Source organism: Alishewanella sp. HL-SH05 (genome assembly GCF_052655985.1).
In genome coordinates, this window is record NZ_CP199753.1 from 1,984,347 (window position 1) to 2,010,153 (window position 25,807).

General features: G+C 45.5%; 24 protein-coding genes, 1 pseudogene and 2 riboswitches. Of the genes and pseudogenes, 7 read left to right on the plus strand and 18 right to left on the minus strand.

The features are described from left to right. Positions 1–54: 54 nt before the first annotated feature. The 3 genes from ACUJFL_RS09075 to ACUJFL_RS09085 all read left to right on the plus strand — a co-directional run bounded on the left by ACUJFL_RS09075 (position 55) and on the right by ACUJFL_RS09085 (position 3,134). A complete protein-coding gene (locus ACUJFL_RS09075; RefSeq protein ID WP_445427271.1) occupies positions 55–858 on the plus strand; it encodes a DUF1338 domain-containing protein in 804 nt (267 codons plus the stop codon). Between the two features lie 140 nt (positions 859–998). Then, positions 999–1,583 (plus strand): sugar O-acetyltransferase, encoded by a 585-nt coding sequence (locus tag ACUJFL_RS09080; protein ID WP_445427272.1) that lies wholly within the window; start codon positions 999–1,001, stop codon positions 1,581–1,583. Positions 1,584–1,649: 66 nt separating this feature from the next. Further along, positions 1,650–3,134 carry an FG-GAP repeat domain-containing protein gene (locus ACUJFL_RS09085; RefSeq protein ID WP_226751528.1) on the plus strand — a complete coding sequence of 495 codons (1,485 nt, stop codon included), beginning with the start codon at positions 1,650–1,652 and terminating at the stop codon, positions 3,132–3,134. Between the two features lie 504 nt (positions 3,135–3,638). On the opposite strand, the gene ACUJFL_RS09090 is transcribed toward ACUJFL_RS09085, so the two are convergent. From ACUJFL_RS09090 to ACUJFL_RS09135, 10 genes are all read right to left on the minus strand, one after another. Further along, a complete protein-coding gene (locus ACUJFL_RS09090) occupies positions 3,639–6,809 on the minus strand; it encodes an amidohydrolase family protein (RefSeq protein ID WP_445427273.1) in 3,171 nt (1,056 codons plus the stop codon). Positions 6,810–7,288: 479 nt separating this feature from the next. Next, complete coding sequence (locus ACUJFL_RS09095) at positions 7,289–7,660, minus strand: DUF3718 domain-containing protein (protein ID WP_445427274.1); 372 nt, start codon at positions 7,658–7,660, stop codon at positions 7,289–7,291. Positions 7,661–7,763: 103 nt separating this feature from the next. After that, positions 7,764–7,849, minus strand: a riboswitch (cyclic di-GMP riboswitch). Between the two features lie 162 nt (positions 7,850–8,011). Further along, positions 8,012–9,019, minus strand: a complete 1,008-nt coding sequence (locus tag ACUJFL_RS09100) for an ArsA family ATPase (protein ID WP_445427275.1) — start codon at positions 9,017–9,019, stop codon at positions 8,012–8,014. Next, positions 9,010–9,273 carry a cory-CC-star protein gene (locus ACUJFL_RS09105; RefSeq protein WP_445429072.1) on the minus strand — a complete coding sequence of 88 codons (264 nt, stop codon included), beginning with the start codon at positions 9,271–9,273 and terminating at the stop codon, positions 9,010–9,012. The genes ACUJFL_RS09100 and ACUJFL_RS09105 overlap by 10 nt, the downstream gene beginning before the upstream one ends. Before the next feature lie 6 nt (positions 9,274–9,279). Next, positions 9,280–10,959: a carbon starvation CstA family protein gene (locus ACUJFL_RS09110; RefSeq protein ID WP_226751533.1), complete on the minus strand. Its 1,680-nt coding sequence runs from the start codon at positions 10,957–10,959 to the stop codon at positions 9,280–9,282. A gap of 127 nt (positions 10,960–11,086) precedes the next feature. Beyond that, on the minus strand, positions 11,087–11,458 hold the full coding sequence (locus ACUJFL_RS09115) for a YdbL family protein (RefSeq protein WP_445427276.1): 372 nt from the start codon (positions 11,456–11,458) through the stop codon (positions 11,087–11,089). 10 nt (positions 11,459–11,468) lie between these two features. Then, positions 11,469–11,657 (minus strand): YnbE family lipoprotein, encoded by a 189-nt coding sequence (locus tag ACUJFL_RS09120; protein WP_226751535.1) that lies wholly within the window; start codon positions 11,655–11,657, stop codon positions 11,469–11,471. After that, complete coding sequence (locus ACUJFL_RS09125) at positions 11,654–14,221, minus strand: YdbH domain-containing protein (protein WP_445427277.1); 2,568 nt, start codon at positions 14,219–14,221, stop codon at positions 11,654–11,656. Before ACUJFL_RS09125 ends, ACUJFL_RS09120 begins: the two co-directional genes overlap by 4 nt. 128 nt (positions 14,222–14,349) lie before the next feature. Next, positions 14,350–16,056 (minus strand): M28 family metallopeptidase, encoded by a 1,707-nt coding sequence (locus ACUJFL_RS09130; protein ID WP_445427278.1) that lies wholly within the window; start codon positions 16,054–16,056, stop codon positions 14,350–14,352. Positions 16,057–16,145: 89 nt separating this feature from the next. Further along, a complete protein-coding gene (locus tag ACUJFL_RS09135; protein ID WP_445427279.1) occupies positions 16,146–16,742 on the minus strand; it encodes a hypothetical protein in 597 nt (198 codons plus the stop codon). A gap of 76 nt (positions 16,743–16,818) precedes the next feature. On the opposite strand from ACUJFL_RS09135, the gene ACUJFL_RS09140 reads away from it, so the two are divergent. Next, on the plus strand, positions 16,819–17,088 hold the full coding sequence (locus tag ACUJFL_RS09140; protein WP_226751539.1) for a DUF3081 family protein: 270 nt from the start codon (positions 16,819–16,821) through the stop codon (positions 17,086–17,088). A 118-nt stretch (positions 17,089–17,206) separates the two neighbouring features. Continuing rightward, positions 17,207–17,379, plus strand: a riboswitch (Lysine riboswitch). Positions 17,380–17,471: 92 nt separating this feature from the next. After that, positions 17,472–18,821 (plus strand): lysine-sensitive aspartokinase 3, encoded by a 1,350-nt coding sequence (gene lysC / locus ACUJFL_RS09145; protein ID WP_226751540.1) that lies wholly within the window; start codon positions 17,472–17,474, stop codon positions 18,819–18,821. Between the two features lie 138 nt (positions 18,822–18,959). Here lysC and ACUJFL_RS09150 read toward each other — a convergent pair whose 3' ends face one another. Both ACUJFL_RS09150 and queC read right to left on the minus strand, forming a co-directional pair. Then, a complete protein-coding gene (locus ACUJFL_RS09150) occupies positions 18,960–19,385 on the minus strand; it encodes a hypothetical protein (protein ID WP_445427280.1) in 426 nt (141 codons plus the stop codon). 49 nt (positions 19,386–19,434) lie between these two features. Next, a complete protein-coding gene (queC, locus tag ACUJFL_RS09155) occupies positions 19,435–20,091 on the minus strand; it encodes a 7-cyano-7-deazaguanine synthase QueC (RefSeq protein ID WP_445427281.1) in 657 nt (218 codons plus the stop codon). Positions 20,092–20,204: 113 nt separating this feature from the next. Between queC and queE the strand changes: the two are divergent. Further along, positions 20,205–20,869, plus strand: a pseudogene (gene queE / locus ACUJFL_RS09160) (7-carboxy-7-deazaguanine synthase QueE). 30 nt (positions 20,870–20,899) lie between these two features. On the opposite strand, the gene ACUJFL_RS09165 reads toward queE, so the two are convergent. The 6 genes from ACUJFL_RS09165 to ACUJFL_RS09190 all read right to left on the minus strand — a co-directional run bounded on the left by ACUJFL_RS09165 (position 20,900) and on the right by ACUJFL_RS09190 (position 24,417). Continuing rightward, entirely contained in the window at positions 20,900–21,478 is a 579-nt protein-coding gene (locus ACUJFL_RS09165; protein WP_226751544.1) for an LON peptidase substrate-binding domain-containing protein, read from the minus strand. Positions 21,479–21,591: 113 nt separating this feature from the next. Next, entirely contained in the window at positions 21,592–22,047 is a 456-nt protein-coding gene (locus ACUJFL_RS09170; protein WP_445427282.1) for a DUF2069 domain-containing protein, read from the minus strand. Next, a complete protein-coding gene (gene wrbA / locus ACUJFL_RS09175; RefSeq protein ID WP_226751546.1) occupies positions 22,047–22,631 on the minus strand; it encodes an NAD(P)H:quinone oxidoreductase in 585 nt (194 codons plus the stop codon). Before wrbA ends, ACUJFL_RS09170 begins: the two co-directional genes overlap by 1 nt. After that, complete coding sequence (gene arsC / locus ACUJFL_RS09180) at positions 22,628–22,972, minus strand: arsenate reductase (glutaredoxin) (RefSeq protein WP_445427283.1); 345 nt, start codon at positions 22,970–22,972, stop codon at positions 22,628–22,630. The genes wrbA and arsC overlap by 4 nt, the downstream gene beginning before the upstream one ends. A 19-nt stretch (positions 22,973–22,991) precedes the next feature. After that, the gene (locus ACUJFL_RS09185; RefSeq protein WP_445427284.1) at positions 22,992–23,555 is read right to left on the minus strand and encodes a tetratricopeptide repeat protein; all 564 of its coding nucleotides are present in this window, start codon (positions 23,553–23,555) and stop codon (positions 22,992–22,994) included. Next, positions 23,545–24,417 (minus strand): M48 family metalloprotease, encoded by an 873-nt coding sequence (locus ACUJFL_RS09190; protein ID WP_445427285.1) that lies wholly within the window; start codon positions 24,415–24,417, stop codon positions 23,545–23,547. The genes ACUJFL_RS09185 and ACUJFL_RS09190 overlap by 11 nt, the downstream gene beginning before the upstream one ends. A 318-nt stretch (positions 24,418–24,735) precedes the next feature. Here ACUJFL_RS09190 and ACUJFL_RS09195 point away from each other — a divergent pair, with 318 nt between their 5' ends. Beyond that, entirely contained in the window at positions 24,736–25,806 is a 1,071-nt protein-coding gene (locus tag ACUJFL_RS09195) for an AI-2E family transporter (RefSeq protein ID WP_445427286.1), read from the plus strand. Position 25,807 lies beyond the last annotated feature (1 nt).

Sequence of the window (25,807 nt, forward strand, 5' to 3'; positions counted from 1 at the left end):
TTGTTAATATAAACACATGCGGCTGTGCCAGCCTAGCCATTATTGGGAGTTGCAATGCATACTTGTGTAAAAAGCTTATTTGAAAATTTATGGCAAAATTACCTGACGGTAACGCCATCAGCTCGTCAAGTGCACCAGTTGTTGGGTTCATCACAAAAAGATGATGTGATTAATGACCATATTGCGCTACGTACCTTTAATTTACCGAAAGTCAATTTAGATAAGCTGGCAGCGCATTTTCTGGCGCTGGGCTATACCGAGTGTGGTGAATACCATTTTGAAGCTAAAAAGCTTTATGCCAAGCATTTTGAACATGCTGATACCAGCCTACCGAAAGTGTTTATTTCTGAATTGTTATTAGATAAGTGTTCTGCTTCGCTGCGTGAGACGATCACCGCATTAGTGGCACAGATCCCTGACGATGCAGTAACGGCGGATAACTTTTTATACTCGGGTACGCATTGGCAAATTGACGGCGCCACCTATGCTGCTTTATTAGCTGAGAGCGAATACGCAGCATGGACCGCCGCTTGGGGTTATCGCGCAAATCATTTTACGGTTAACGTGAATGATTTACAGAAGTTCGATAGCCTAGAACAAGTGAATGAAGCGTTAAAAAGCGCCGGTTTTTTATTGAATACGTCTGGTGGTGAAATTAAAGGTACGCCAGAGGTGTACTTAGAGCAATCCTCAACGTTAGCCGATATTGTGCCGGTACAGTTTAGCGATGGTGAAGCGCAGATCCCAAGCTGTTTCTATGAATTTGCTCGCCGTTATACACTGCCCAATGGCAAGCTTTACACCGGTTTTGTCGCGGCTTCAGCCGATAAAATTTTTGAAAGCACCAACGCTCGCTAAGCATCGTATTTACGAATATGGCCCCGCACTATGCTCTGTAGTGCGGGGCTTTTTTTAGCGCGGTGCAAAGCCTGACGGTTTGTTAATTTTACTGGGTAAATTCAAATAACTTTGTTAGTCTAGGCCTTTATAATAGTGAGATGGCCGCTGTGACTGAATATGAGAAAATGCTTAACGCTCAATGGTATAACCCATTAGATAAAACTTTACGTGAATTGCGTTTAGCCACTCGACAGTTGTTATATAAATTTAACAAAACCTCGCCTGAACAAGTGAAAATTCGACGCACGCTGCAACAGGATTTATTTGCTGAAGTGGGCCGAGATGTCTTTATTGAACCGCCTTTTTTCTGTGATTATGGCCAGCACATTCGACTGGGCGATAAGGTGTTTTTTAACTTTAACTGCGTGGTGCTGGATGTCGGTTGGGTGACAATTGGTAACAACGTGTTTTTCGGTCCTGCAGTGCAAATTTATACGGTGAATCATCCTTTAGGGGCTGATGAGCGGCGCAGCGGTATCGAGCAAGCGTTACCCATTAACATTGCCGATGATGTATGGATCGGCGGGGGCGTGATTATTTGTCCTGGCGTGAGCATTGGAGCAAGAAGCGTTATTGCTGCAGGCAGCGTTGTGACTCAAGATGTACCTGCTGATGTTGTTGTGGCAGGCAATCCCGGAAGAGTGTTGCGCCGTTTAAATGCTGACACAACCGCTGATACCTAGGTACACAGCTAAACTTTTTGGTTCTATGACACGTAGTTAACGCAGATTATTTAAGGGAAGAACATTATGCGCTTTATTACCGCGTTGGGTATATGGATCACACTTGCTATCCCGGGTATTTATGCCCCTTTTAGTGCAGCGTTTGAAATGGATCGGGTACACGTGGCTCTAAGTCACCCAGCAAATGGCAGTATCATGATGCTGCAAGGCCAAAATCAATTACTGGTGTCCGGCTTTAGTCAATTCGAGCGTTGGTTAACCCTCGTAGAACTAGATCAATATCAAACGTTAGCCGTGCCTATTCCAACCAACGCGCAGTTTTTCAGTAAAGCGCGATTAGTTGGCTATGAGGCCGAGCAGTTGGTCTTTTTAACCGCTGACGGCATTGTGCATTACCAACAAGCCAGTGCCGGTTCATTATCCGCTGGGCGCTTTCAACCTTTGCTGGCCAGCAGTTCAATGTTTCGAGTGATTGATGAAGTGCGTTTACGCGAACGTAATTTTGCCCTTGATTTGGGGTCGGGACGCAGCGACTTTTTAATTGCCGATTTTCAGCATATGCACCTTTATCGCCAGCAAGCGGATGGGCAGTTTGTGCATTATGCGTTACCCGTTAGCGCAAGAATACAAACCTGGGGCAACAATCGAGCCGATTACTCAGGCCGCAGCCATTATGCGATAGATGTGGATCAAGATGGTTTATTAGATCTGGTGTTTGTGCAGCAAGGCCGTTTTAGTGTGTTTTTGCAGCAAACGGATGGCAGCTTCGCACTAGAGCCTTATTATCCCGGTTGGCCGGTATTGCTATCAACCGAGCGCCAAGCAGACCAACGCTCGGATGCGGGGCGCAGCTACTCGGGCCAAAATATCACCACCTTAGAAGATATCACCGATTTAGACGGTGATGGGCTGCCCGATTTGGTACTAAATGTGGAGCAAATAGCCGATGCCTTAGAGCGCAGCAGTCGCTTTCAAATCTTCTTTGGGCGAGCAGCGGATGATGGTGTCACTTATCCAACCGTCGCCGATACCGAAATCAGTATTGATTCAGTGCCTACCGAAGTGGTGATTGACGATTTTAATGGTGATGGTCGAAAAGACTTTTATATTCCGACTACCAAGATTGGTGTCGGCACCATTGTGCGAGTGCTGCTGCGTGGCAGTGCTAATTTAGATGTCGATTTTTATTTGTTATCTGAAAATCGAAGCTATGCGGCGAAAGCCGATTTTCGACAACAAGCCAAGATTGATGTCAGCATCAGTAATCTGCGCTTCGACATGCCGTTATTTAAACTGATTGATGTGAATGGTGATGGTCGTAAATCGTTGTTACTAGGCGAGGGGGGTAATGAATTACGCTTTTTTGCACCTGATGGCAGCGGGTTGTTTAAGCGTAATAGCGATAAAGTACAGATGCCCTTACCTCGTGATGCCAGCCGGGTACAGGTTGTTGATCTTAACAAGGATAACAAAGAAGATTTGGTTTTACCTTTCGATAGCTTAGATGATGCCGAGTTACGCAATCAACTGATTTTACTATTCAGCCGTTGAGCGCGGCTGACCTTTTTTGGGGCAAGCGTGCTTGCCCCTTATCTATAATCTGTACACGAACCTCTTGCCAACAGTCTTAATCTAATTAGCTAAAAATACCACTGACCACATTATTGATGGTGATCAGCCAAACTAACTATGGGTTGGCTCTGCTGGAATGATTTGGAATATAACTAATGTAACCATATTAGAATTGAAATCCGATGTATATGGCATCGACTTATAATGTCAAAAGTTGTTACTAGGCGGCGGAGTAATAATTATCTGTAAATCGTTAAACTGAGGTTTAATGACAAGTAATGTGGTCTTTTGCAGAAAAGAACCAAGTTAATAGAGGGTTTTATTCAATGACGTTAAGCATAGTTTCTATAACGTGAGGCTAAGCTTCTGTTACCGTGGCATTTAGACGTGTCTTGCAAGCGATAACGCTAAAGGTATTGTTGAACATTAATAGCATGCATATGATTAGCGGAGTGTGATCTTCACACTCCGCTAAAAGCTAACTTAACGTGGTTCGAAGAAGAATGGCTGACGTTTGCGCTCACGCAGACCAATTTCATTCATGCTTGCGGCATCAAATAACCGGCCATTGACCATGGTGTAGACCACTTTATCGGTCACGCGGATATTTTCTAGTGGATTACCGTCGATGACAATTAAGTCAGCCAATTTGCCTGGTTCAATACTGCCAAGTTGATGATCCATACCAAAGGTTTTAGCAGGGTTTAACGTGGCGGTGCGTAAGGCTTCTAACGGTGTCATACCGCCTTGCGCAAACATCCAAATTTCCCAGTGTGCGCCCAAACCTTCACGTTGCCCATGGGCACCGATATTCGCAATCACCCCGACGTCTTTCAGCTCATTTGCCGTTTTTACCACATTAAAGTGGTTATAGTGATGCTCTGGTGCTGTTGGCCGGCGCATACTGCGCGGCGCTAACCGATCCATCGGGACATATTGACTTAACCTAGGGTGTTTCCAAACCTCAGTTTTATCGTACCAATAATTTTCGCCCCAGATACCGCCATAAGCCACGTTTAATGTTGGTGTATAAGCGGTGCCACTGGCTTGCCACAATTGTTTAATATCATCATAAACTTTTGCTGCAGGTAAAGCGTGTTCAATAGTGGTATGGCCATCGACAATCATCGTTAGATTGTGCTGCATCAATGAACCGCCTTCAGGTACTACCATCATGTTCAATTCACGCGCGGCTTGGATCACTTGCTGGCGCTGATTACGGCGTGGCTGGTTGTAACTTTTCACACTAAAGGCGCCGACTTTTTGTAAGCGCGTTAAGTGAAACTTCGCATCCTCTAGGCTATCGATATGCGAGGTATAACCTGCGCCTTCCGCACCGTAAAGAATCGTACCCGTAGAGAAAATACGTGGGCCAACAATTTGACCGCTGCGTTGTAACTCGCTGGCACTGAAGATCTCACGGGTATCATTAGACGGATCATGAATACTGGTTACACCAAAAGTTAAGCCAGCATAGTTTTCCCAGTTTTGCTGCGGGGTAATTTGCTGCACACCTTGGCTGCCGTGAGCATGAGCATCAAAAATACCGGGCATCAACGTTTTACCGGTAATGTCGAACACTTTGGCGCCTTTGGGAATAGCGATATCCGCACGGCTTCCTACGGCTTGGATTTTGTTGTTTTCAACTAAAACTACCGCGTCTTGTAACACTTGATCGCCGTTCATGGTAATCACTTGGCCACCAACAAACGCTACGATCCCACGAGGCATATCAACGGGCATTTTAAAACCGAGGGATACGGCTTGCTCGGTGGGGCTATGTTGCTGTGCATTTGGAGCGAATAGACCATCGATGCTAGCTTGATATAACTCAGGGCCTAACGTCCAATACAGTTTGTCACTGTCGCCATTCCAGCTGATGTACTCACCTGCGCGTACCGACAATTGTTTCACTGGGAATTGCTTATCGTTGGCGCCAATCGCGATAGCGCTGCCACGTTCAGTAAACGGCGTAACAAACACTTTAAAACGGTCGGCAAAGGCTAAATGTTTGCCATCTGGCGAGATTTTAAATTCTGTGCCAAATTTTGCGGTGTACAGTGTTTGTTGCGTGTGTTTTTGCAGGTCAATGCTGATTAAGCTAGGGGCACTGCCATAATCCATCGCATACACTTTGTCGTTGTTGGCGCCAAACATGGGGCTGCGACCATTACGAGCGATCAGGGTGGCATCGCCGCCGCGATTGCTGATTTTATATAAACCGGTTTGTAGCGACCATTGCAGTGGCAAAATACCGCCAGCACCGATTTTACGATACACCACGGTTTTGCCATCTGGACTAAATGTCGGTTCGATATACTTGCCTGGCTCATTGGTCAGTTTGGTCACGCGGTTGTTGCGCAAGTTGATAATATTAACGGCCCCTTGATTTTGGTCATTCCAGCTAACAAAAACCAGTTCGCGGCCGTCGCGGGAAAATTGCGGATATAGCTCAAAATCGGTCGTTTGCCGGGTTAAACGACGTGGTTTAGGATCGCTAATATCGGTGATATACAAATGCCCAAGCGCGGTAAAAACGGCTTGTTTACCATCAGGCGAAATCTGAGTAAAACGTAACATTTTTACGTCAAAGTCGTCTTGGTCTAAGTTTTGTTTTACCCGCACCGCCGTTTGAATTTGCTTGCTGGCGTTCACTTCAAAAGGAATGGTGCTGACTGTTTTATCACTGAGCGCTAAGCGTTTAATGTCGCCTCCCGCCCAAAAGACCAGATGTTTATTATCTGGTGTCCAGCTGACGGTAGGGTAAACACCGTGTATGGCCCAGGTTTCTTGCATGTCGCGATCTAATCCATCATAGAGTTTGATGTGTTCGCCACTGGTTAAATCATATAAAAACAGCGTGCTTTGAAAATCGACACGACGAATGTATGCCAAATATTTGCCATCAGGTGAGGGGGTTGGCCGAATTGCACCGCCCGGGCCTGTTAAAATGACATCCATTTTACCGGTTTCACGTTCAAAACGTTTGATGGTGTAAATACCCGACTCTGAGTCTTTGCTGTAGTGAAAGGTTTTGCCTGGTGTATCATCTTGTGAAAAATAAATATAGCGGCCATCGGGTGAGAAGGCTGGCTCACCCAGATCTTTTTGATCATCAGGTCGCTCGGTTAACATGACACCGCTACCGCCACTGATATGGTATTGCCATACTTCTCCCGCGCCTAAAGAGCGGCTGGCGGTAAAGTGTTTACGCGCCACAATAAATTGGCTATCTGGGCTCCAAGCGGGACTGTTTAATAAACGAAAGGTTTCGTTAGTGACCGCGCGAGGTTCTGAACCATCGGTAGCCATGATCCAAATGTTGTCACCGCCATCGCGATCTGAGGTAAAAGCGATGTATTTACCATCTGGGCTAAATACGGGCTGCATGTTCCAAGCAATATCATTGGTCAGCGGCGTGGCTTTACCACCGCTAATCGGCATGGTGTAGATGTCGCCCAGCAAATCAAATACCACGGTCTTACCGTCAGGGCTGACATTAACGTTCATCCAGCTGCCTTGCTGTACTTTAATATCAACATTGCTGAATTCGCCGATAGGGGCATTAACCTGCCAGGTTGCAGGTTCTGTTTCGGCATAACTAAAAAAGCTACTGATGGCTAACGCGAGTAATGTTGGAGAGTGAATACGCATAAGGATCCTTATTATTGTATTTTTTATATTTTAGTTAGATTCTCATACTCTATAAGATTAGTTAAGAGGCTAGCGCAGTTGCTGCGTTAAATCACCCTTAGCGTCAGATAAAAACCGCTAGCGAAAGGCTTTTTTGTATCAATAGCACAACAGCATCAATAGCAAAGCGCGTGGCGGTAAAATAAGCGATAAAAAAAGCCTGTCAGCAGCAGCGACAGGCTTTGTCTTAGTCATAGAATATTAGCAAAAGCATAGAGGTGCTAGTTTTTTAAAAACATTAATCTGCATAGGGATACAACGAATAAGGCCTTGAGTTGCTTTGTTGCTAGAATAAATCAAAATGCTCAATGCTTCGCTGGAGGCAGCGAGATAAAAGCATATGTATTAACAGATTTAGAAGTGGATTTTGATTAGGCCAAAATGAAAAAAGCCAGTCAAATTGACTGGCTAAAAGGAGAGGGAGTGTTAATTTTTAGCGGTTAGCCACCTGCGCGAGCAACTAAAACTTCGACAACAGGTGAGTCAGCAAAGCCATTACCTTTAGCCCAATCAATGTCACCTGATGAGGCAACGATGCTGCCTGGTAATTGTTTGATGATAAATTCAGCGGTGTCATTTGCGTTGTTTTTGATTGCAAAACGGACCAAGGGTAAGCTGTCACATACTATACCTTCATACACATTGCTTAAACGTAAACGATTATCAGATAAAGTTTTACGTAACTGGTTGCGGTTATCTGCAGCGACGTAAGAGCAAATTGATTGTGCTAACTGTTCGTCAGCGGCAACGGGAGTACTGATAAAGGCTGATGTAGCAACTAAAGCGGCAATTGTGATTATAGTCTTAGTCATGGTGTGCTCCTGCGTGTGCCATAGGCGATCACTGTAAAGTAAGTTGGTAAAGTGATAGGCAAATCATGCGGGAAGCGTGATCATCAATTAACATGGGTTAATCAATGGCAGCTCGGCTATCATAGGGAAAACCCGTTAGATCCGTAGCTTTGCGTGTTCATCCTTTCGGATGACTTGCCTGTCAATGAAATTATACTAATCAATGATTATTAAATGTGCAAGAATTAAATGGTTCATTTTTTAAATTCTTTTTTTGAGCGCTGTATTTTAGCCAGTGTTTCTTAATCTTTGCACTAACTACATGAGTGCTTGCTGAAGGGCAGATTTGTGCAGACGGAAAAAAACTGGGCCTTAAAGCCCAGCGTTGTTAAGCAAGTTAGCCATTATTTCTAAAGCGGATAAACCTTGAATATCAGTAGCTTGTAACGGGATCTTAAAGCGCGGTAGCTGGCTAAAATCCTGTTCAATTTGCTGTAAATGACTTTGTTCTTGGTTGCGTCTTTTCGCTAAAAACGCGCCATCCGCTTCAGCAGGTAAAATACGATTAACGATTAAACCGGCTAACGGTAATTTTTCGTGCTGTAAACTTTGCACCGCACGTCCTGTTTCTAAGATAGGCAATTTCTCGGGCGTTAATACAAAGAGTAAAGCCGTACGCTTTTTATCAAGCAATAACTCACGGGTGCGTTGCAATAAACGTTGCCGAGTTAATAGGGTTTCGGTAATGGCTTTATTGCGCTCATCCATGCCAGATGTCGCCAGCTCGGCGGGATCAACCAGCGGATTATCAATATCACGGCCGCCTTTAGGGGTAAGATGTCCAAGCACTTCACCGAGTTTTCTCGAGCGTTTATTGGCACTGAGTAAGCCTTGCGTCCACGCGGCCATGGCTTCAGGCAAGCTGAGTAAGCGCAAAGTATGGCCTGTTGGTGCCGTATCGAATATGACTAAATCATAATCGGTTAAACCCAGTTCAATCGTATGCGCAATCCTTTCCAGCATGGCCGCTTCTTGTGCCCCAGGTGATTGCCGTGTTAAACGCATTTGCCGTTCAATTTCAGCGTACATTTCAGGACGGGTAAAACGCTTTAGTTGCGCGCTAACTTTGGCTAAGTGTTGATTGACTTCCTCGTCAGGATCGAGTTCTAACGCATCCAGATTTGCAGCTAAGCGAGTAATCTTATCGCCTATTTTTTCACGACCAAAGGCATCGGCCAAGCTATGCGCCGGATCGGTTGAAACCAATAACACTTTTTTACCGCGTTGGCTGGCTAATACCGCTAAGGCGGAAGACATAGTCGTTTTACCGACTCCGCCTTTGCCACCAACTAGCAATACTTTTTTGTCGGTTAACAACATTTGAAATTATCCAGTGGTGAGTGCTCCATACCCATTCGGGTATGCCAATCATGAAATCGCTCCATTAACAGTGGCTGCAATTCTAAGGTGTAATAACTTGCAGGGTTGGGGACACCCATCATTTCAGAAAAGATCAGCAGCATGAAGAGGTCATTTTGTTCCCGTTGCGCTCGGGCAATAGCCGAGCGGTAGGGGGCATTATAAGCCTCTTCAGCATAAAAAACTGGCCTGGCGAAACCAGGCCTTAATGGTATCGAGCTTCATACTTTATCGTTGGCAAGCTTATTGGCTTTGATTTGTCGGGTAAGCGTCCCCACAGATTCAAGGATCACTAAGATTGCTGCGATTAAGATAACTAAGTCTAGAGTGAATAAGAACCAATCTTGCTTGTCATAAAAGCTTTTGAGTTGAATTAACAGACCTAGAGTGGTCATTGTTAATAAGAAGATTAATGGTGCCAGCGTGTACCACATTGGACGGCCCAGTTTTACTAACATAACCGTGATCACTAGCAAGGTTAAACCTGCTAATAGTTGGTTAGTGGTACCAAACAATGGCCAAATCATCATACCGCCTGAACCATCACCACCGGCACCAAAAGCCAGCAGTAAACAAGAACCAACCGCTAACAGCGTGGCGGGTGCAGCTTTTTGCATCCAACTAATATTATAAATACTGCCCCATTCTTGGAAAATGTAGCGTTGTAAGCGTAAGCCGGTATCCATCGTGGTACCTGCAAACAAAACCACCATTACCGTTAACAAGGTCTGAGATAAAACCGCGTCTAAACCAATACCATTTTCCAAGATATTGGCACCGCCGCGGATAAAGGCACTTACGCCACCTTGGCCAAAGCTATGATAAATCGCCTGCCAATCAGCAAGGGTAGCAAAACCGGCAGTGGCAGCAATGATGGCGGCTAAAGCCAATGAACCTTCACCAATGGCGCCGAAGTAACCAACAAAACGTACATCGGGTTCTTTATCAAGCTGTTTAGAAGTTGTACCGCTAGAGACTAAACCATGGAAACCGGAGATAGCACCACAGGCGATAGTCACGAACAATAATGGGATCAGCGAAGGTGTGCCTTCCGGTACATCATGATTAAAGGCTGGAGCAACAATATCTGGGCTGGCAAAAATAACGGCAGCGTATAATAAACCTAGACCGATAAATAATTGGATGCCGTTAATGTAATCACGTGGTTGTAATAAGGCCCATACCGGTAATAATGAGGCGATAGCTGCGTAGACAAACAGTAAGACAATCCAGCCTTGACGATCAGATAAACCCATGACGGTTTCTGGTAACGACAGCGGGAACATTGGGCCGGCATAAATCATCGCATAGAGCGCGACGACACCAATAATGGTCACCATTAACAAACCAATCAGCTTGCGATAAATTAACTGACCGATAATTAAGGCAACCACAATGGCGCCCCAGACAGGCACGGTGGCACTTGGAAAGTTAATTAACTGACCGGCAATAACCACGGCAAATACCGCGTTGACCATCAGCAATACCAAGAAAATAACGATCATAAAGATACTGCGGGCGCGATTACCGACGATATCACCTGTTAAGGCACCGATAGATTTTGCTTTGTTACGGCTACTGGCCCAAATTGCGCCTGCATCGTGCACACCGGCAAAGAAAATAGTACCAAAAACAACCCATAAAAAAGCGGGTACCCAACCCCAGATCACCGCAATAGCAGGGCCGATGATGGGGGCTGCTCCTGCTACGGAAGTAAAGTGATGCCCCCATAAGATATACTTGTTGGTTGGCACATAATCGATACCGTCTTGCATTTCATGAGCGGGTGTACGGAAATTTGGATCTACTTTGAATATTTTTTCGCAAATAAACTTTGAGTATACAAAGTAACCCAGCGCCATGGCGGCTAGGCCCATTACCATCAAATAAATAGCATTCATGCTATAACCTCTTAGTGGGTGTTAAAATCAACCTTAAATAATACAGTAAGGCTTGATGTTCAAGTATGCGACTAAAGTCTAATTACTTGTTCCCGCTATCGGTCAAGTTGCCATTTTGTTGTAAAAATCAGCGTTTTTGTACCCATTTACCTTCAAGTAAAATAAAATGCCCTCGCTGCGTGCGTTCGATAGCCTTTTGACCTGCCAAGGCTTCAACATCTGCAACGGCGATGTTGTTGTCTTTTGCTAGGCGGGTATATTCGGCGCGGCGTGCATCATTAATCAGTTTAGCGATGGTGTCGGCTTCACTATTGGCGTTGATCACCCCAAGATAACCATTCAGTTGTTCACCCACTAAACCTTGTGTTTTGGCGTTAGGTAAAGCGGCCATTGCTTGTTGTAATGTCATGGCCATAATTGGCAAGCTGACAGCCATTAATACACTCAGTACTAACAGTTTAAGTGAGCTACAAGCGGTAAAACGTGATAAAAAAGTCATGGTGTTCTCCTTAGAATAACCCGCTGGCATCACTGAATAAATCGTCGAGTTGCTTGTCTACTTTAATATAAATCTCATGTTGGATTTTTACATTAAGGTTAATGTTTATAGGCTCATTGGCTAGTGCGACTTCCACCTTTGGGGTGCAAGCAGCAAGGGCGAAAACTAAGCCTAGCCCTAGCAACGCATGTCGTTTCATCGTTTTTCTCCTGCAGCAGCTTTCGCAGCTTGTTGTCGTTGAATATATTGTTGGACCCGTTTGGTCAATGTATCGTTCAGTTTGTTGGCCAACTGCAAGCTCGCGAGCATGGCCGGTAAATCTTCCTCTAAGTTAATATTTAAATTAATCGCTCGGCCTTGTTGTAAAGCCGGATTGGCACCTTTTAACTGAAGCGCCAGCGTCAGTTTGCCATCGGTTGCATAATTAAGTTCAGAGTTCAGTACACTAAATTGAAAGTTTTCTAATGCATCAAAGACGATTTTCATACCGCCAGTCTTCGCTGAGGCGGCACTGCGATACTGTAAAGTACCGCCTGGCGCTTCTGCGGCTAATTGACCTTGTTGCACGCTGAATTGTTTGTTGTTGATAGTTAATGGAATACGCCCGCTTAGTTTACCATTGGCTTTTAATTCTGTAGTGGGGTGCTGACGCACCAGCTCTGCTAAATCAAGTTGGTTGATTATTAATACCAGTTGTTGGCTTGGCTGTTTTAGTGCCATTAATTGCGGTTCAACAGACAACTCACCTTGCATAAAGCCAAGACGAGCGTCTAACAGTTGTAAATTACCTAAAAAAGGTTCTGCTAGCGTCGCTTGATACTGCGCCTTCAGCTGTAACGGGCCCATCTGTAAGCCATGGTTAAGCTGCGCCAGCTGTAATTCAGGCACCTCGATGGTGAATTGCTGGGCTTTTAAATTCACTAAAAACGCAGAGGTTAAGCCAGTAAACAGGGTACGATCATAAAGCCCTGTTAATTCTCGAAAATTCACTTGTGTATTAGCAACAAGTTGTTGCTGATAGCTAAGCTGGCCATAGGCGTTAATGCGACCACGAGTTAAATTAAGTAAACTTGGCCAAGCTTGGAAGCTTGTGGCTAAAGGGTTGCCTGCCAGTAAAAACAAGTCCTCTAGTTGCCAATCCATTTGCAGTTGTGCGGGGGCTTGCCACGCGGTTTGTTGTTTAACGATTAAGCCACTGTCGTTGCTTAACACCCCTTCAACGTCAAGCTTTACAAGGGAGCCACTGGCGTTGCCTTGCCATTGCCAGTTTTGTGTTAACAGTTGAGCATGTTGCAGTTGTTGTACCAACAGTTGCAGTTGGCTGCTCAGTGTGACATCGGCGTCTGTTGCTTGGCTAATGGTGGTGCCATTAACGGCTAGTTTCACTTGACCTTTCGCGTCGGGATGCGTCACTTTGGCCGCTAAGCTGGAGTTATCGGCTAGTTGTAATTGCCAATACTTGGCCTGCCAAGCGCCATGAAAACGGCTTTGCAATGTCACATCTTGCAGTTTTAATTGGTACGCTTTGACTTGCAGTTGCTTGGTTTTTAGCATGAGCTCAGCTTGATTGAGCGTGATGGCTAACTCTGGCGTTAAACTTAACATCGCTTGTGCATTAAAGCTGCTTTGTACTGGGCTGGCTGAACTAAGTTGAAGTTTTAGCGGCAGTTGCGTTAATGACGGGCTGCTGGCGCTTTGACTATCAATTTTAATCAGCAGTGGCGCTAGCGGATCCGCGAAATAAGCTTTCAGGCCAAAATCAGGATAATGACTTAATGCCAGATCAGCGGCTAATTGCCACTTCGCCACATGCTGATCGGCAATCTGGAGCTGTGCTTTTAATTCTCCTTTTAACCAGCCGATATTGGGAATAATAAATGCGTCTGGGGCTCTGGCAATAATATCTATCTCGGCATTAACCAAGGGTAACGCGTTGGTTGCTAGCCTTGCCTCAGGCCATAGCTCGGGTAATTGCCAACGGGCGACAAGATGTAATTGTACTGGTTGCGTAAATTGCTCGCGCCATTCATCAGGTAGCTGCAGATCCCACTCGTTAAGCCAAGCTAATAAGGCCGGTGAGGGCGGCGAAATGGCTAAGGCTAACTCGGTACTGGCAGCACGATCGATAGCAAGCTGTTGTTTAAAACTTAACGCCAGTTGCTGATCTAGGAGCAAGGTCGCTTGAATGGCCAGTGCATCAGGACCTTGCTGCAATTGCCAGTCAGTTTTGACGGTTTGCTGATACTGTGGGTTTTTGAACGATAAACTGGCTTGCCAAGCTTGCTGCTCATCCGCACTGGCCACTAGACTAGCTTGCAAGGCACATTGGCCGCTGGCACAGGGCAGCAATAAATCGATTTGGTCTAGTTTAATCAGCTTTGGCAACCATGTAGGTAAGCGCCAATCCGCTGATAGCGCCACAGGGAGCCGAGCGGCGGTGTCTGCAACGTGCTCGCCGGTTTGCTGCACAGTGATGGTGGCACTGGCCAGTTGGATGCTATGTGCTTGAATTCGAAAAAAGCCTGGCCATGACCAGCGCAGTTTTAAGTCGTGAAAGCTCACTTCGCTACGATAGTGGTCGTTTTCATAAACGAGATCTAATTGGTTTATGTTGGCTTGATGCCAAGAAAGGTGTGCCAGTTGCAGCGACCAGCTACTGATCCCAGCCATTTTTAATTGAGTATGCAGGTAAAACCAAGCGATAAACAGTAACACCGGTAATGCTAACAGCAGCATAGCTAAGATTTTTAGCAATCGACGCATGCAGGCTCCTTGTTAGTTTACCGCCAATGGTGAGTGTGCTTTAGCCTAACTGAATTGATTCTGAATTTATAGCTATAAAAAAAGCAGCCGAAGCTGCTTTTTAATGTAACTGATTAAATTAAGAAAAATTATTCTTGGCGTTGTGCCGCTGAAGCATCACGAATAGCGCGGAACTCGTTACCTTGATACCAGTTTGGCCACAGTCGACTATTCGCTAACTCGTCACCGACGCGGTAGTACAAGAACAGATCTTGCTGAGCACCACGTAAGTCCCAACTGTCATCCCATTCATCGCCTACTTTGTGATAACAACAGCTGTTGTATTCTGCACGTTGAGCCGCACCCCATTCTGAGCCGTTTTGATAGTGGTCATTACCGCCTTTGGCATACAGGATCGGTACCCCTTTTTTCGACAAACTAAAATGGTCTGAACGGTAAGCGATACCGGCTTCTGGATTCGGTTCTTTTACGGCATATCGATTTTGTGCTTTGGTGTGTTTTACCAATATTTCTTCTAAGTCGGTGTTACCCAGTCCAACAACGACCATGTCTTTCATTGGGCCATAAACGTTCATCACATCCATATTGATGGCTGCTACTGTTTTCTCTAATGGGAATACGGGATTAGCAGCATACCAAGCAGAGCCAAGTAAGCCACGTTCTTCCGCTGTCACTAACACAAATACCACTGAGCGCTCTGGTTGGGCGTGTTGTTTAAAGTATTCCGCTAAGGCAATAACAGCACCGGTGCCGCTGGCATTATCTTGCGCACCATTGAAGACTTTATTGGTTGGGTTAGAGAAGTCCATGCCAAGGTGGTCCCAATGCGCCATGTAAAGTACGTATTCATCGGGGTATTTGCTACCTTCAATGTAACCGACCACATTACTTGAGTTGAGCTCACGTAAGTTGTTATCGATGGAAACCGACGCTTTCACATTTAATGGCACCGGTTTGAAATCACCTGATAAAGCTTGTGCACGCATGCTTTCAATATTTTGATCAATGTTGCTAAATAGCTTTTCAGCGGTTTCAGCGGTGATCCAACCTTCCACTTGTGCACGATCACTGTTTTTGTTTTCTTTGATTAAATCAAATTTAATCGGCGAGCCATGCGCAACCACGCCCCAACCATAGCTAGCAGGTGCAGTTTCGTGAATGATCAAGACCATTGCCGCACCTTGACGAGCTGCTTCTTCATATTTGTAAGTCCAACGACCGTAATAAGTCATGGCATTACCGTTAAACAATTCAGGATTTTGAGTTGCATAACCGGGGTCGTTAACAAACATCACGACGGTTTTGCCCTTAACATCTAAGCCTTCGTAGTCGTTCCAATTATATTCTGGCGCAACAATACCGTAGCCGACAAACACCATTTCGCTTTCTGCGACATTAACTTTATCAACAACTTGGGTGGTCCAAGCAATCATGTCATCGCGATAAGCTAAGCTATCAGGCACGGTATTGCCACCGCCCGTAAGTGTCATTGCCGTGACATTTTTCGGATCAATTTGCACCAACGAGACCGGTTGTTTATAGCTGTCGCCATCAATGCCTTTTAAACCGATACGGCGAAAATTATCCTCAATGTAAGCGACGGTAAGCTCTTCGCCTTTAGTGGCTGGAGCGCGCCCTTGAAATTCATCTGAAGACAGGGTTTTGATGTATTCAGCGAGTTTAGGGTTAAAGTCGGTATCGACTAACGCAGGGGCTTCGGTGGTTGCCGTAGCCGCTGCCGCGTTACTAGGGGCTTCGGCAGGTTTATCGCAAGCACTGAGGAATAGTGCAGAGGCTAAACTTAACCAGATAGCAGGTTTAACAGTATCTTTCATGAGAACTTCCTTGGATGTGTTAGGCTATATTCTTAGTGTATGAGTCGACGACACACTTGCCTAGTGCTGCCGTCGCGAAATTAGGGCGGTTAATCGGCATAACCCCAAGGTACAGGCGGTAAAGACACCGGTTGAGTCAAATCAAAGTCGACCCGAAATTCGCGGCCTTCGCGCACTAGCCGATAAGTAAATTGTTCTGGATAGACATACATTTGCCAGGTATTGCCAATGGATTGTGCAGAGCCATTGGCGGCAAATAACTCTTTAGAGTATTGATCGGCAGGAAACGACTGCACGTTTGGCCAACCGGCATCAACAGTATGGCCCCCATACATGGTTTGCTCGTCATGCGAACCATCTTTATGGCGGTGATCATGTTTTAAGGAGAGTCCTGAACCCGTTTTAGTGATAATCCAAGTACGCGAATGATTGTCACCGACATGAAACGGTATTTGTAATTCTGTATCAGTGCAGCGGCGTAAATGCATAATTAATGCACCTTCAAAACCCGGTGCAGCGGGCGTATCAACGACGGTTTTACCGGCAAAGGCTTTTCCGCACAGTGCTTTTAATTGATTAAAAAAACTATCATGCGTGGCAATAGAAACGAGCGGTGCGGGTTGGACAATGTTGGCGTGAGCTGCAAAGATGCTGAGTAAACTGGCAGCAGCAAAGGCTATTTTCATTATTTTTCTCCTTTAAAGACAATCGAACTATACCGATAAAGCGTAACTGGTTCAAACCGAACAAACTGGAGTCATTATGCAAAACGAAATTGATGGCAAGTTCTTACTGAATTTGTACAGTAAAATTGAAAAATCAGGTCAAGCCGTGAACACCGAGCACGGGGCGGGCTTTGAATTAGAAGGCATAACCGTAAGCCAAGGTTTTGATGGTTATGAAGTCTACTTTACCGATGGGCAAGTGCAACTCACCTTGGGTTTTCATAATAAATGGCATGCCGATGCCGCTGAAGAAAAAACCATGGAACGTTTTTTAGAACGGTTAAAACATATTCAAACACATTATTAATGTCTCGTTGGCGCTTGACGGTTCAAGAAAATAATTGCATTCTTACATCTAGATGGCTAAAAGGCTATTGCAAGTCTGCAGAAATCTTGGTAAAGTCCGCGTCGTCAATCGTATTCGATAGACCAGAAGAGGCGCGCTAGCCAGGTATTCTATGTCAGAGCACTATCACTCGTAGCATAGTTGAGGGGGTTTAGCGCCGAGAGTGAGTAACGAGATAGACATTACTTACTCGGTCGCTAAGGCTGAATCCTTAGGACTGTCACCTGTAATCGGTGGAGAGCTTCTGGCCTTTGTTACTTTCAGCAACGGTCTGTTTCTATTCTCGTTTTGCCTGCTAGCAAATGCCATGCTCTGCTTATCTAATTTGTTAAGGAGAGACCCCAGTGTCTAAATTTATTATTGCCAAATTTGGTGGCACCAGTGTCGCTGATTTCGATGCTATGTCTCGTTGTGCCGATATCATTCTGGCAGATGACAATATCCGTGTGGTAGTGGTTAGCGCAAGCTCTGGCGTAACCAACTTGTTAGTGGATATTACCAAAACTACTGATGTCAGTTCCCGTCACGATGCCTTTGCTGGCATTGAGCGTATTACTTTAAATGTGTTGAATCGCTTACAGCAACCGCAAGCGGTAGCCGAGCCTATTGAGTTGTTGTTGGCTGAACTTAGAGCGATGATTGAAAATGGCGGTGCGGTATATAGCAGCGCACATAAAGATCTTATCCAATCCTTTGGTGAGCGTTTAAGTTCAGTGCTGTTTGCACAAGTATTAGTTGAGCGTGGTGCGGCCTCACTGTGTTTTGATATTCGCCGTGTTATGCGCACCGACAGTCGCTTTGGCAAAGCTGAGCCGCAATTAGCGATGATCGCTGAGCTTGCTCAAGTGCATTTAACACCGTTGTTAGCCGATTATCGTGTTGTTACCCAAGGCTTTATTGGCGCAGATGATTTTGAACAAACCACAACCTTAGGCCGTGGCGGTTCCGATTACAGTGCCGCCTTATTAGCTGAAGCGATCCAAGCGGCAACGGTACAAATATGGACCGACGTTGTGGGTATCTTCACCACCGATCCGCGTTTAACCAGTGATGCGCGTTGTATCCGCGAAATCAGTTTTGACGAAGCAGCAGAAATGGCCACTTTCGGTGCTAAAGTGTTACATCCTGCCACCTTGTTGCCGGCAATGCGGCAAAATATCGCGGTGTTTGTCGGTTCAAGCCGTGAACCGGCTGCCGGTGGAACGTGGATTGCGAAGACCGTGCAAGAGCGGCCACCTTATCGTGCTATCGCTTTGCGTAAATCACAAACCTTGATCACAGTAAAAAGCCCTGCCATGTTGCATGCCGCGGGTTTTTTAACACGGGTGTTTGATACGCTTAGCCGTCATCAGATCTCGGTCGATTTGGTCACAACATCCGAGATCAGTGTGGCGCTAACGCTGGATGAGGGCGGCATGACCAGTGCTTTTTCTAATAGCGTTGAACCCGCGTTAGATGAGCTTAAAACCTTTTGTGAAGTTACCGTTGAGCAAGGTTTAAGTTTAGTGGCGGTAATTGGTAACCATTTACATAGCAGTAAAGGGGTAGCCGGCGCGTTATTCCATGCGCTTGAGCGTATTAATATGCGGCTGATTTGTCACGGCGCTTCAAAGCATAATCTGTGTTTCTTAATCCAAGATCAGGATGGCCCCGCTGTCGTTAAGCAACTGCATCAAAGCTTGTTTAGCAGTTAACACGGTCTCATTTCGCCACTGAGCTAGCGTAAAAAAACCGGTTTTAACTTAAGATAACCTACTTAAGCCTAACCGGTTTTTTTGTGGCTGACGGGCTCGTTTTCGTGTGATGTTGTTGTAAGCCAACGAGCTAAGCTGTTAACGATAAGCCAGCACACTGGCGTGCAGTTCGCCACAGCAATTGAGGGGTTGGCCAACGCACAGCTGCTGCGTATCGCTGAGCCAAACGGGCAAAGGTTCAGCGCTATCTGTAAGACGCAGTAATAGCTGCTCATCACTAAGGATCTGCTGTACGACGCCACTAACCTTAATTTGCGGCAAGCTGGCAACAATGGCTTGTAACGATGGGTTTGCTTGGATGTCGTCATCGCTCAGCCGTTTGGCCTCCCACAAACTACAACGCAGTGTAATCGTCTGTTGACGCCGTTCTGCTATGGCATCAAAATCGTCTTCATCACCATCAATGATCAGTGCTTTTAATCCTGTATAGCTACACTGGGCCAACTCTGCACCGGCAGTGTAGGGCAGGCGACTCAGTTTAGTGATCTGAGTGTCTATTTGCATGGCGCTTCGCTCCTATTTAGCAAAAGACAGGATTAAACAGACAGCGCCGTTATTCATATACCAACGGATCGCTGGTGTGATTAAGTGCAAAGGCTTCTAAGCGCTCCTGACAAGAACCGCATTTACCACAAGCATGTTCACGACCGTTGTAGCATGTCCAAGTTTTGCTGTAATCCAAGCCCATTGCTAAACCATCTCGTAAGATCTCAATTTTTGTTTGATATAAATACGGGCTGACAATGTCGACGGGTTGATAATTAGCGATCTGACAAACATCATTCATTTTTTCAACAAATTCAGGTCGGCAATCTGGGTAGATAAAGTGATCACCTGAATGTGCACCATAATATACCGCGCGCGCACCAAGAGAGTCGGCATAGCCGACCGCAAGCGACAATAAAATCATATTGCGGTTGGGCACTATGGTCGATTTCATGGTATCAGCAGCATAATGGCCTTCAGGTACATCGATGTCACTAGTCAGTGAAGAGCCGCTAATTAATTGGTTAATCGCGGTAATATCAACAATTTTATGGTTGATATGTAATTCCTGGCAAACTTGCTCTGCGCATTTTAGCTCTTTAACGTGGCGTTGGCCGTAATTAAAAGACAGTGCATATACCTGATGGCCGGCATGAATGGCATTGTGCAGCACCGTGAAGGAGTCCATACCGCCAGAATAAATAACCACAACTTTTTGCGTCATTCGCGCCTCTCTCTAGTATAATGCCGGAAAATTTGGCCGCGTAGTATAGTGCAAAAGCGGCTAGGGCGCACTAATTGCGTCGGTTACTTTGATTTAGAGGATTAACAAAGCGGGTGTATAAGGTTAACGAAGTTTTTCAAACCATTCAGGGCGAAGGTAGTTTTACCGGTATGCCAGCGATTTTCGTGCGATTGCAGGGCTGTCCTGTGGGCTGTGCTTGGTGTGATACCAAGCACACTTGGGCCATCAATCTGGAGCAACAAGTCGATTTGGCCCAGGTCAGTGCGAAACAAGCCGATAGTGAATTTTGGGCAAATGTCACACCGAAAGCCTTGTTAGCACTGTTTGCCGAGCGTGGTTATCAAGCCCGGCATGTGGTGATTACCGGGGGGAACCTTGCATGTATGATCTCGTCCCATTATGCCAAGCGTTAAGCGAGCAAGGTTACAGTAGCCAAATTGAAACCAGCGGCACGTTTGAAATAAAAGCCCCTGCTGATTGTTGGGTGACGGTATCACCAAAATTGAATATGGCGGGGGGCTATAAAATTTTAGCTAGCGCTTTGCAGCGCGCTGATGAAATTAAACACCCGGTGGCCATGCAAAAACACGTTGATGAGCTTGTGACGTTATTAACCGAGCATCAAATTTTAAATAAGTTAGTGTATTTACAACCGATTAGCCAGCAAAAGCGCGCCACTGAACTCGCCATCGCCAGCTGTATTCAGCATAACTGGCGGTTGAGTGTGCAAGTGCATAAATACTTGGGTATTGAATAAGAATACAACATCAGCTTTCAGTTCTGAGGCTTAGGCGTTATGTTCGAACCAGCTTTCAAGTTGCTCTAAGCAATAGGCAGGATCACTTTGCGCTAAGCTCACCTTAAGTGCCGGTTGCATTGGCAGTAATTCTAACCAGCGCCCGGCCAGCCAAGCGCCATCATCCAGTTTAGGCTCTGGGTATAATTCCGCTAACAGCGGGTATTCGTCTAAGAGCGCCGCAAAGGATTGCGCAAAGCCATGCTGAGCTGCCGGCAGCAGTGTATCAGCCCAATCTGCTTGTGCTTCTACTTCGGCGATGTGCAAATTATCACTCTCTTGCCAACGGTGGCAGATATGATAACGACTTACGCCACGCAAGGTGATGCCTAAGAGACCATCTGGCAATGCTTCAAAATCTTCGATTTTTACCTTACAGACCAGTGGTAATATACGATCAGGGTGTTGTTGACTGACGAATGGATTTAAAGTGGCCATTGCAAAATCACGTTTTTCACTTAGCGATTCTTTGACCAACCGGACATAGCGTGGCTCAAATACCCGCAATTTCATTCTGCCACCGGGTAACAGAAAACTGCTTAATGGAAATAGTGCCAATTGCTCGCTCATAACTACTGCATATGTTTATTCAAGATAGTGAATATTACGAACTCAATGAGCAAGCAGATTGCTCGCATAAAAAAAACTGCAAGATACTGAGGGTAAATTGCAGTTTTGCTGGATTAACGACCCGTGATTTTACGCTCAGGATCATCTTTTAATTTGGGGATTTTTAAACCGAGTTCTTGGCCGCGATTGCGGGCAAAGTAGGTGCAGCCATAAAACATGACGCAAGATAACACTAACTCAACTGCAGACAAGGCTTGATATAAGCCGCTGCTGACCCATAAGTTGGTTAAACTGTGTAAAAAATAGATCATGACAATAAAATTAGCCCAAGCAAAGGTATATGCTTTGGCTTTGATGATGCCTATCATCGGTAACCATAACGGTAGCCACAAAAAAAGGAGTGTACTAAGCGTGCTGGGTTGCAAATTTTGATCTTCACCATAACTCACTGGGGCCAACCAAAGATGCCACAGCGGGATCAATAGCCATAAGCCCCAATAGCCAAGCCTACCCAATAACAGAAAACGTTGGGTTTGCGCAGACATGGGCACTGCAGAAGTTGCTGTCATTAACTTGTAAATCCTTTGTTTTTCAATGCAATACTAAGCTGACCTAGGCGTTTGCCAAAAGCCAAGGCTAATCGCTGTTCGTCAACCGATAACTGGGTATCATGGTTTAAACCACTCACATGGCTTGGGCCGTAAGGAGTGCCGCCACTCTGGGTTTTATGCAGCTCAGGCTCGCTGTAAGGCACGCCCATTAATACCATGCCGTGATGTAGCAAAGGTAACATCATACTGAGTAGGTTGGCTTCGTTGCCGCCATGCAAACTGCCTGAGGACGTAAAGACCCCCGCGGCTTTGTTAATTAGCTCGCCTTTAAGCCAACAACTGCTTGTGGAATCCCAAAAAGCTTTTGCTTCAGCGGCCATATTACCAAAACGTACTGGGCTACCAAAGGCTAAACCATCACATTCTCGTAACTCTGCTAATTCAGCGACGGGGTGCTTAGGCACGCTGGTTTTATCAAAACCAGCGATACAGCGAACCTTTGCTTCGGCACCGGCTTGTTGGATGCCGCTAGCGATTTTCTCAGCCAAAGCGGCGACTGAGCCATGACGTGAGTAATAGAGGACTAAAACACTGCAAGTCATGCTAACAACGCTTCAATATTAGCTAACGGCCGGCCAATCGCCGCTTGCTCACCTTTAACTAGGATAGGGCGCTCCATTAAACGGGGATGCGCAACTACGGCCTCGATAATCTGCTGTTCGCTGAGCGACGGATCTGCCAAGTTCAAACTTTGATATTCTGGCTCTTTACTGCGTAAAATCTGCCGTGCAGGTAATTGTAACTTCGCCAATAAATCAACGATAGCTGAGTAATCGAGTGACGTTTTTAAGTATTCAACAACTTGATACGGTTGGCCGCTATCGGCCAGAAGCGCTAGGGCGTCACGGCTTTTTGAGCAACGTGGGTTATGGTAAATAATCATAATAGGTCCTGATCGTCAGTTACATGCGTTGCAAGCGCTCAAATTCAGCTTGCAGTTGACGTTTTTTGGCTTCAATTCGCCGGTTTTCTAAACGGGCATCGGGTTTAAGACTGTTCAACGCTTCATTCAAATCATCGATGGCTTTTGGATAATTAGCCAATTGATAAAACAGATCCGAGCGTGTTTCATAATATTTGGCGAAATCTTCTTGTGCTTTATAAGCTTCTGACAGCAAATCATAGGCTAAGATATTATCGTCTTTGTAATACAATAAGTTACGAAGCAAATGTACGGCTAAACCGTAGTTAGCTGATTTCACGGCCACATTAGCATAGTTTAGCGTTACCACTTGGTTGTTCGGCCGCAGTAAATAGGCTTGTTGTAAAAACTCTTTTGCTTGCTCGTATTTCTTTTCAGCTATCAAGATATCCGTATGAACATCAAGGTAATACAGGTTGTACGGATCTTGTTTTAGTAAGTCTTCTATAAGAATTCGGGCTTCTTCATAGTTTTTGTTATCCAGCTTGGCAATGGCTAAACCGTAATGATTAGCGCGGGTATTGCCACCGGGTTCAGTTAGCATACGTTCGAAAATGATTAACGCGGGTATTGCCACCGGGTTCAGTTAGCATACGTTCGAAAATGATTAACGCGTCTTTGGTACTGTAATGATAACGGGCTAAAATGCGCGATTTAGTTAAAGTGAAATCTTGGCTATCCGGCACAAAACGTTGTGGAAACTGTTGAGCTCGTAAGCGGGTGTCGCTGACTCGAGCTTGCGAAAGAGGATGCGTTTGTAAAAAGGCTAATTGCTGATTAACAAACCGGCTTTGTTGACTTAATCGGCTGAAAAATATCGGTACGGCATTAGGATCAAAACCCGCTTCGGCCAGGATAGTCATCCCTATACGATCGGCTTCTTGCTCGTTACTGCGGGTAAAGTTAATGGCACTTTGCTGTGCCGCGCCCTGCGAGGCGGCCATCGCAGCCATGCCCGCTTCAGGGTTGATGGTCGCTAAAATAATCGAACCCAACAAACTGGCAATGGTGAGAGGCGAGCGTTGGTTTTGCGCTTCGACAAAACGGGCGATATGTCGTTGTGTCACGTGGGCAACTTCATGGGCGATCACCGACGCAAACTCACTTTCACTTTCAGAGACCGCTAAAGTACCCGTATGAGAAACGATATTGCCGCCTAAAGAGGCAAAAGCATTAATCTCTTGGTTATTGACCCAATAAAATTTAAAGGGAAATTTTACATCATTCGAGCGAGCGACTAAACGATTACCCAGTGCATTAAGGTACTCATCGAGTAAAGGATCGTACACCATGGGTAAACGAGCACGGGTTTGTCGGATCAGTACATCACCGATTTGTTTTTCTTTTTCAGGCGTTAAAGTTGAAAAAGCGTTGCCGCCGATATCGGGCAGGGTGTTTAAAGCCATAGCGGATGGCGTCTGCAAACTTAATGTGAGCAGAGAGAGCAAAATTGTCTTTCTTACTGCAAAGCGTATCATAAATCACTGACCTGTTTGATGCTGCAAATTAAGCTACATTTCTGCTGGTTTGGCTCTGTTAAACGCTGTAAGTTCAGTAAAGTTTAACGAAGCGTCACTGATTGTAGCTTTTTAAAACAATCAGTAAGCTAACGGCTCAATACGGCACTAATTTACCACATTCAGCACCCTGTCTAACAGTGAGTCGTTACTTTTATGCTGATGTTGGTATACTGCAAAATCGTTTACATTTACGCGAGACATCACATGCTAGACTGGTTGCAAAAATGGTACAAAAACAAATTCTCTGATCCGCAGGTTGTTACGCTGTTTTTGATGCTGCTGACCGGTTTTTTTGCCATTTATTGGCTCAGTGGTATGTTAGCGCCAGTGTTGGTCGCCATTGTATTTGCCTACTTATTAGAATGGCCTGTTGCACGTCTAACGCGCTTTGGTTTTAATCGAACAATCAGTACCAGCGTGGTGGTGCTTGGTTTTATGAGCATTTTGATCCTGCTGTTGATGTGGGTGGTACCGATTGCTTGGTATCAAGGCCGAAACTTATTACGCGATTTGCCACAAATGATTGCACTCGGTCGCACTTACTTACTCGAATTACCTGAACTGTTACCCGGCATGGTCGGCGAAGATCAGATTTTATTGCTGATGCAATCAGTTGATGAGCGAGTCATGACGTTTGGTCGCACCGTGCTGTCGTTATCACTGGGCTCTATTGTGGATTTAGTCGCGCTGCTGATTTATCTGGTATTAGTACCTGTCATGGTTTTCTTTATGTTGAAAGATAAAACCGAGCTGTCTAATGGCTTTGTGCAGTTTTTACCCGATGAACGCAAATTAATTACTCAAGTTTGGCACGAAATGAACGTGCAGATCATGAATTATATTCGGGGCAAAGTGCTGGAGATTGTCATTGTTGGTACGGTAAGTTACGCGGTATTTTCGTTATTTGGGTTAAATTATGCGATGTTATTGGGCTTACTGGTCGGTTTCTCGGTACTTATCCCCTACATTGGGGCGGCCGTGGTCACACTGCCGGTGGCCACGGTAGGCTTGTTTCAGTTGGGTTTAACACCTGAATTTGGTTACTTACTGTTGGCGTATGGCATTATTCAAGCCTTAGATGGTAATGTATTGGTGCCGCTGTTATTTTCAGAAGTGGTCGACTTAAACCCCGTTTACATCATCATTGCGGTATTGTTTTTCGGAGGGTTATTTGGTTTTTGGGGGATTTTCTTCGCCATACCTTTAGCTTCACTGGTAAAAGCAACAGCGAAAGCGTGGTCAACGAGAGTTCATCCCGCTGACCTTGCAGATTAAT

What these genes read in the sequence shown, in the direction of transcription:
- ACUJFL_RS09120 (WP_226751535.1), bottom strand. Translation starts at nt 11,657, where the DNA reads ATGAAACGACATGCGTTGCTAGGGCTAGGCTTAGTTTTCGCCCTTGCT.
- ACUJFL_RS09075 (WP_445427271.1), top strand. Translation starts at nt 55, where the DNA reads ATGCATACTTGTGTAAAAAGCTTATTTGAAAATTTATGGCAAAATTAC.
- ACUJFL_RS09095 (WP_445427274.1), bottom strand. Translation starts at nt 7,660, where the DNA reads ATGACTAAGACTATAATCACAATTGCCGCTTTAGTTGCTACATCAGCC.
- ACUJFL_RS09115 (WP_445427276.1), bottom strand. Translation starts at nt 11,458, where the DNA reads ATGACTTTTTTATCACGTTTTACCGCTTGTAGCTCACTTAAACTGTTA.
- ACUJFL_RS09195 (WP_445427286.1), top strand. Translation starts at nt 24,736, where the DNA reads ATGCTAGACTGGTTGCAAAAATGGTACAAAAACAAATTCTCTGATCCG.
- ACUJFL_RS09185 (WP_445427284.1), bottom strand. Translation starts at nt 23,555, where the DNA reads ATGCTAACTGAACCCGGTGGCAATACCCGCGCTAATCATTACGGTTTA.
- wrbA (WP_226751546.1), bottom strand. Translation starts at nt 22,631, where the DNA reads ATGACTTGCAGTGTTTTAGTCCTCTATTACTCACGTCATGGCTCAGTC.
- ACUJFL_RS09130 (WP_445427278.1), bottom strand. Translation starts at nt 16,056, where the DNA reads ATGAAAGATACTGTTAAACCTGCTATCTGGTTAAGTTTAGCCTCTGCA.
- ACUJFL_RS09170 (WP_445427282.1), bottom strand. Translation starts at nt 22,047, where the DNA reads ATGACAGCAACTTCTGCAGTGCCCATGTCTGCGCAAACCCAACGTTTT.
- ACUJFL_RS09090 (WP_445427273.1), bottom strand. Translation starts at nt 6,809, where the DNA reads ATGCGTATTCACTCTCCAACATTACTCGCGTTAGCCATCAGTAGCTTT.
- ACUJFL_RS09190 (WP_445427285.1), bottom strand. Translation starts at nt 24,417, where the DNA reads ATGGCTTTAAACACCCTGCCCGATATCGGCGGCAACGCTTTTTCAACT.
- ACUJFL_RS09150 (WP_445427280.1), bottom strand. Translation starts at nt 19,385, where the DNA reads ATGCAAATAGACACTCAGATCACTAAACTGAGTCGCCTGCCCTACACT.
- ACUJFL_RS09100 (WP_445427275.1), bottom strand. Translation starts at nt 9,019, where the DNA reads ATGTTGTTAACCGACAAAAAAGTATTGCTAGTTGGTGGCAAAGGCGGA.
- ACUJFL_RS09110 (WP_226751533.1), bottom strand. Translation starts at nt 10,959, where the DNA reads ATGAATGCTATTTATTTGATGGTAATGGGCCTAGCCGCCATGGCGCTG.
- ACUJFL_RS09165 (WP_226751544.1), bottom strand. Translation starts at nt 21,478, where the DNA reads ATGAGCGAGCAATTGGCACTATTTCCATTAAGCAGTTTTCTGTTACCC.
- ACUJFL_RS09140 (WP_226751539.1), top strand. Translation starts at nt 16,819, where the DNA reads ATGCAAAACGAAATTGATGGCAAGTTCTTACTGAATTTGTACAGTAAA.
- queC (WP_445427281.1), bottom strand. Translation starts at nt 20,091, where the DNA reads ATGACGCAAAAAGTTGTGGTTATTTATTCTGGCGGTATGGACTCCTTC.
- ACUJFL_RS09085 (WP_226751528.1), top strand. Translation starts at nt 1,650, where the DNA reads ATGCGCTTTATTACCGCGTTGGGTATATGGATCACACTTGCTATCCCG.
- ACUJFL_RS09080 (WP_445427272.1), top strand. Translation starts at nt 999, where the DNA reads ATGGCCGCTGTGACTGAATATGAGAAAATGCTTAACGCTCAATGGTAT.
- ACUJFL_RS09135 (WP_445427279.1), bottom strand. Translation starts at nt 16,742, where the DNA reads ATGAAAATAGCCTTTGCTGCTGCCAGTTTACTCAGCATCTTTGCAGCT.
- ACUJFL_RS09125 (WP_445427277.1), bottom strand. Translation starts at nt 14,221, where the DNA reads ATGCGTCGATTGCTAAAAATCTTAGCTATGCTGCTGTTAGCATTACCG.
- arsC (WP_445427283.1), bottom strand. Translation starts at nt 22,972, where the DNA reads ATGATTATTTACCATAACCCACGTTGCTCAAAAAGCCGTGACGCCCTA.